Below are 5,118 nucleotides of genomic sequence, written 5' to 3'. Positions count from 1 at the left end.
CTCCCGGAAGGGCTGCTGCTGGATCGGTTCGATGCCGCGGCCGCGGCGTACCCGGAGCGAGTGGCTGTCTCGTTCGAGGGGACAAGTCTGTCCTACGGCGAGTTCGCCGGTCGGGTGAACCGGCTGGCGCGGCATCTGATCGCGCAGGGTGTCGGTCCCGAGACGCTGGTGGGTCTCCTGGTGACGCGGTCGCTGGATCTGGTTGTCGGGATGTATGCGGTGGTCGCGGCCGGTGGTGCCTACGTGCCGTTGGATCCCGCGCATCCGGCGGAGCGGATCGGCTACATTCTCGATACCGCGGCACCGTTGTGTGTGCTGACCACAACTGTTGATGCGGTGGCAGTGCCGGAGGACACCGGTGTGCCGGTGCTCGAGTTGGACACCCTCGAGACCGGTGGTTACGACTCGGCGCAGGTGACCGATGCCGATCGGTCGGCGCCGGTGCGGTCGTCGAATACGGCGTATGTGATCTTCACGTCGGGTTCGACGGGTCGTCCGAAGGGTGTGGCCGTCTCGCATTCGGCGATCGTGAATCAGGTCGCGTGGATGTTGTCGCAGTATCCGCTGGGCGCGGACGATGTGTATCTGCAGAAGACGGCGACGACGTTCGATGTGTCTTTGTGGGGTTATTTCCTGCCGTTGGCGGCGGGTGCGCATTTGGTGGTGGCGGCTCCGGATGGTCATCGGGATCCGGCTTACCTGGCGGAGGTCATTGCCGAGCAAGAGGTCACGGTCACCGATTTCGTGCCGTCGATGCTGGGTGTGTTCGCCGCCCATACGCCTGCTGGTTCGATTCCGTCGCTCGAGCATGTGTTCGTGATCGGTGAGGCGTTGCCGCCGGAGACGGTGACGGCGATGCACGCGATTTCGGATGCGGCTGTGCACAACTTGTATGGTCCGACCGAGGCCGCGGTGTCGATCACGTATTGGCAGGCCACCGGTCAGGAAACCACTAGTGTGCCGATCGGTGTGCCGCAGTGGAACAGCCGTGTCTATGTGCTGGATTCGCGGTTGCGGCCGGTCCCTGCCGGTGTCACGGGTGAGTTGTATCTCGCGGGTGATCAGCTGGCGCGGGGTTATGTGACCCGTCCGGATCTGTCGTCGGATCGTTTTGTGGCGAGCCCGTTCGATGCGGGTCGGCGGATGTACCGGACCGGTGACCTGGTGCGGTGGCGGCGTATCGAGGGGGACTCGGGTGCGCAGCCGGTGCTGGAGTATTTGGGTCGTACCGATTTCCAGGTGAAGTTCCGTGGTCAGCGCATCGAGCTCGGGGAGATCGAATCGGCTCTGCTGGCGCACCCCGCAGTGAGCCAGGCGGTCGTGACGGTCGCGGCGTCCGATCTGGGTGAGCAGCTCGTCGGCTACGTGGTTCCCGCTCCGGGCGCGCAGATCGTGTCGGCTGCCCTGCTCGACGATCTGCGTGATGTGCTGCCGGTGTACATGATCCCGGCCGTGGTCATGGAGTTGGACGCGTTCCCGTTGAACACGTCCGGCAAGCTGGATCGTAAGGCCCTGCCGGCGCCGGTGTTCGAGACGCGCGAATTCCGGGCTGTGTCGACTCCGATCGAGGAGATCGTGGCGGGTGTGTTCGCCGACGTTCTCGGTGTGCAGCGGATCGGTGCCGATGATGATTTCTTCGCCCTGGGTGGTAACTCGCTGATCGCGACCCAGGTCGCGGCCCGCCTCGGTGCTGCGCTGGATACCACCGTGCCGGTGCGGATGCTGTTCGAGACACCGACCGTGGCGGCGTTGGCTGTGCGGGTGGAACAGGCCGGTGCGAGTGGTCGCGTGGCGTTGACGCCGCGGGAGCGCCCGATCCAGATCCTGCCCACAGGCGAGGTCGTGGAGCAGGTGCCGTTGTCCCTGGCGCAGCAGCGGATGTGGTTCCTCAACCGGTACGACACCGAATCGGCGGTCAACAACATTCCGATCGCGATCCGGATGTCCGGCTATCTCGACATCGCAGCCCTGCAGGTTGCTTTCATCGATGTGATCGACCGGCACGAATCGTTGCGGACCGTGTTCCCGCAGAAGGGCCGGGCACCGGTCCAGGTGATCCTGGACGCGGCTCAGGTGGTACCGGACCTGACTCCGTACCTGATCCGCGAGGACAGGCTCATCGATCATCTGATCGATCTGGTGACCATGGCCTTCGACGTCACCGTCGAGGTACCGCTGCATGCTCGGCTCTTCGAGATCAGCGAGAACGAATACGTACTCGGCATGGTGGTGCACCATATCTCCGCCGACGGTTGGTCGATGGGCCCGCTGGCACGAGATGTGATGGCCGCCTACGCGGCACGCGTCAGCTGGGAACCCCCGGCGTGGGCGAGCCTTCCGGTGCAGTACGCGGATTACGCGCTGTGGCAGCGTGAGGTGCTGGGTTCGGAGGACGATCCGAATTCGCTCATCTCCGAACAGGTGCGGTACTGGAAGGAGAAACTGGCCGGCCTCCCGGACGAGCTGGTGCTTCCGGCGGACCGACCTCGCGCAGCCGTTTCGTCCTCCTCGGGTGGCGTTCATTCGTTCGAGATCAGCCCGGAGACCCGCCGCCGGATCGTGGATCTGGGCTGGCGACACAATGCTTCACCGTTCATGGTCGTGCACAGTGCGCTGGCCGTATTCCTGGCGAGGATCACCGGAGAATCCGATATCGGTGTCGGTACTCCGGTAGCCGGCCGTGGTGATGCGGCACTGGAGAACCTGGTCGGCATGTTCGTCAACACATTGGTGTTGCGGACCCCGGTTCGCAGCGATATGTCCTTCACCGAATTACTCGCAGAAGTCCGGAATACTGATCTGCAAGCATTCGCCCATGCGGATGTGCCGTTCGAGCGGCTGGTGGAGGTGCTGAATCCGGCACGTTCACAGGCGCGCCACCCGATTTTCCAGGTTGCTCTGTCATTCGAGAATCTGCCGGACCGGCATTTCGAACTGCCGGATCTGCGGGTCGCTCCGGTCGAATTCGAGACCAGCCTGGAAAAGTTCGATCTCTCGTTCAATTTCCGGGGGACCGGCGACACCGCGGACGCCGTTATGCAGGGCGCACTCTCGTATTCCCGGGATCTGTTCGATCACTCCACGATCGAAGCGTTCGCTGATCGGTTCGTGCGGTTGCTGGAGGAGGTCCTGGCCGCGCCGGAGACGGCGGTCGGTGATCTGGAGATCCTGGCGCCGGTCGAGCGCACGAAGATGCTGGCGGAGTGGAATGCCACCGAGCATGCGCTCCCGGAAGGGCTGCTGCTGGATCGGTTCGATGCCGCGGCCGCGGCGTACCCGGAGCGAGTGGCTGTCTCGTTCGAGGGGACAAGTCTGTCCTATGGCGAGTTCGCGGGTCGGGTGAACCGGTTGGCGCGGCATCTGATTGCGCAGGGTGTGGGCCCGGAGACGTTGGTCGGGTTGCTGGTTTCGCGGTCGATCGATCTCGTGGTCGGCATGTATGCCGTTGTCGCGGCCGGTGGTGCGTATGTGCCGTTGGATCCGGCGCATCCGGTGGAGCGGATCGGTTACATTCTCGATACCGCGTCGCCGTTGTGTGTGCTGACCTCCACGGCCGACGCCGGTGCGGTGCCCGAGGGTGCGGGTGTGCCGGTGCTGGAGTTGGACACCCTCGAGACCGGTGGTTACGACTCGGCGCAGGTGACCGATGCCGATCGGTTGGCGCCGGTGCGGCCGTCGAACACCGCGTATGTGATCTTCACGTCGGGTTCGACGGGTCGTCCGAAGGGTGTGGCGGTTCCGCATTCGGCGATCGGTAATCAGGTCGCGTGGATGTTGTCGCAGTACCCGCTGGGCGCGGACGATGTGTATCTGCAGAAGACGGCGACGACGTTCGATGTGTCTTTGTGGGGTTATTTCCTGCCGTTGGCGGCGGGTGCGCATCTGGTGGTGGCGACTCCGGACGGTCATCGCGATCCCGAATATTTGGCGCGCACGATCGCCGAGCAGCAGGTCACGGTGACCGATTTCGTGCCGTCGATGCTGGGTGTGTTCGCCGCGCATACTGCGGCGGGTTCGATTCCGTCGCTCGAGCATGTGTTCGTGATCGGTGAGGCGTTGCCGCCGGAGACGGTGACGGCGATGCATGCGATTTCTGATGCGGCTGTGCACAATTTGTATGGTCCGACCGAGGCCGCGGTGTCGATCACCTATTGGCAGGCCACCGGTGCGGAGTCGGGCAGTGTGCCGATCGGTGTGCCGCAGTGGAACAGCCGTGTCTATGTGTTGGATTCGCGGTTGCGGCCGGTCCCTGCCGGTGTCACAGGTGAGCTGTATCTTGCGGGTGATCAGTTGGCTCTCGGGTATGTGACCCGACCCGACCTGTCGTCGGATCGTTTTGTGGCGAGTCCGTTCGACGCCGGTCAGCGGATGTACCGCACGGGCGACCTGGTCCGATGGACTCATGTGATCGGCGATTCGCCGACCGAGGGCTGGACCGAATCGTTGCCGGTGCTCGAATACCTGGGTCGTACCGATTTCCAGGTGAAGTTCCGTGGTCAGCGCATCGAGCTGGGCGAGATCGAGTCGGCTCTGCTGGCGCAGCCGGCGGTGAGCCAGGCCGTGGTGACGGTCGCGGCGTCCGAGCTCGGTGAGCAGCTGGTCGCCTATGTCGTGCCCGCACCCGGCGAGCAGATCGTCTCCGGTGTGTTGCTGGAGTCGCTGCGGGATGTGCTGCCCGTCTACATGATCCCGGCAGTGGTCATGGAACTCGATGCGTTCCCGTTGAACACTTCGGGGAAGCTGGATCGTAAGGCTCTGCCGGCTGCGGTGTTCGAGACGCGGGAGTTCCGGGCTGCGTCGACGCCGATCGAGGAGATCGTGGCGGGTGTGTTCGCCGACGTTCTCGGTGTCGAGCGGATCGGTGCCGATGATGACTTCTTCGCCCTGGGCGGTAACTCGCTGATCGCGACCCAGGTCGCGGCCCGCCTGAGTGCGGCGCTGGACGTGCAGGTGCCGGTGCGGATGCTGTTCGAGGCCTCCACGGTGGCCGCGCTGGCTGCCGCCGCGGAATCGGCCACCGGGCGTGGCGATCTGCCGGTGCTGGCGCCGCGGGAGCGGCCGGAGCGGGTGCCGTTGTCGCTGGCGCAGCAGCGGATGTGGTTCCTGAACCGGTTCGAC

Annotated in this window: 1 protein-coding gene; it reads left to right on the top strand. The window is 64.7% G+C overall.

Going from position 1 to position 5,118, the window contains the following annotated elements; translation table 11 throughout:
- Nucleotides 1-5,118: amino acid adenylation domain-containing protein (locus ACLML9_RS27695; protein WP_411948260.1), on the top strand; the 5,118-nt coding region annotated here is incomplete at both ends.

It is taken from the genome of Nocardia sp. NPDC002869, from assembly GCF_046764065.1.
In the GTDB taxonomy this organism is placed as follows: Bacteria; Actinomycetota; Actinomycetes; order Mycobacteriales; family Mycobacteriaceae; genus Nocardia; species Nocardia rhamnosiphila.
The sequence above is the reverse complement of the archived record's forward strand: the minus strand, read 5'-3'. Positions and strand labels throughout refer to the sequence as shown.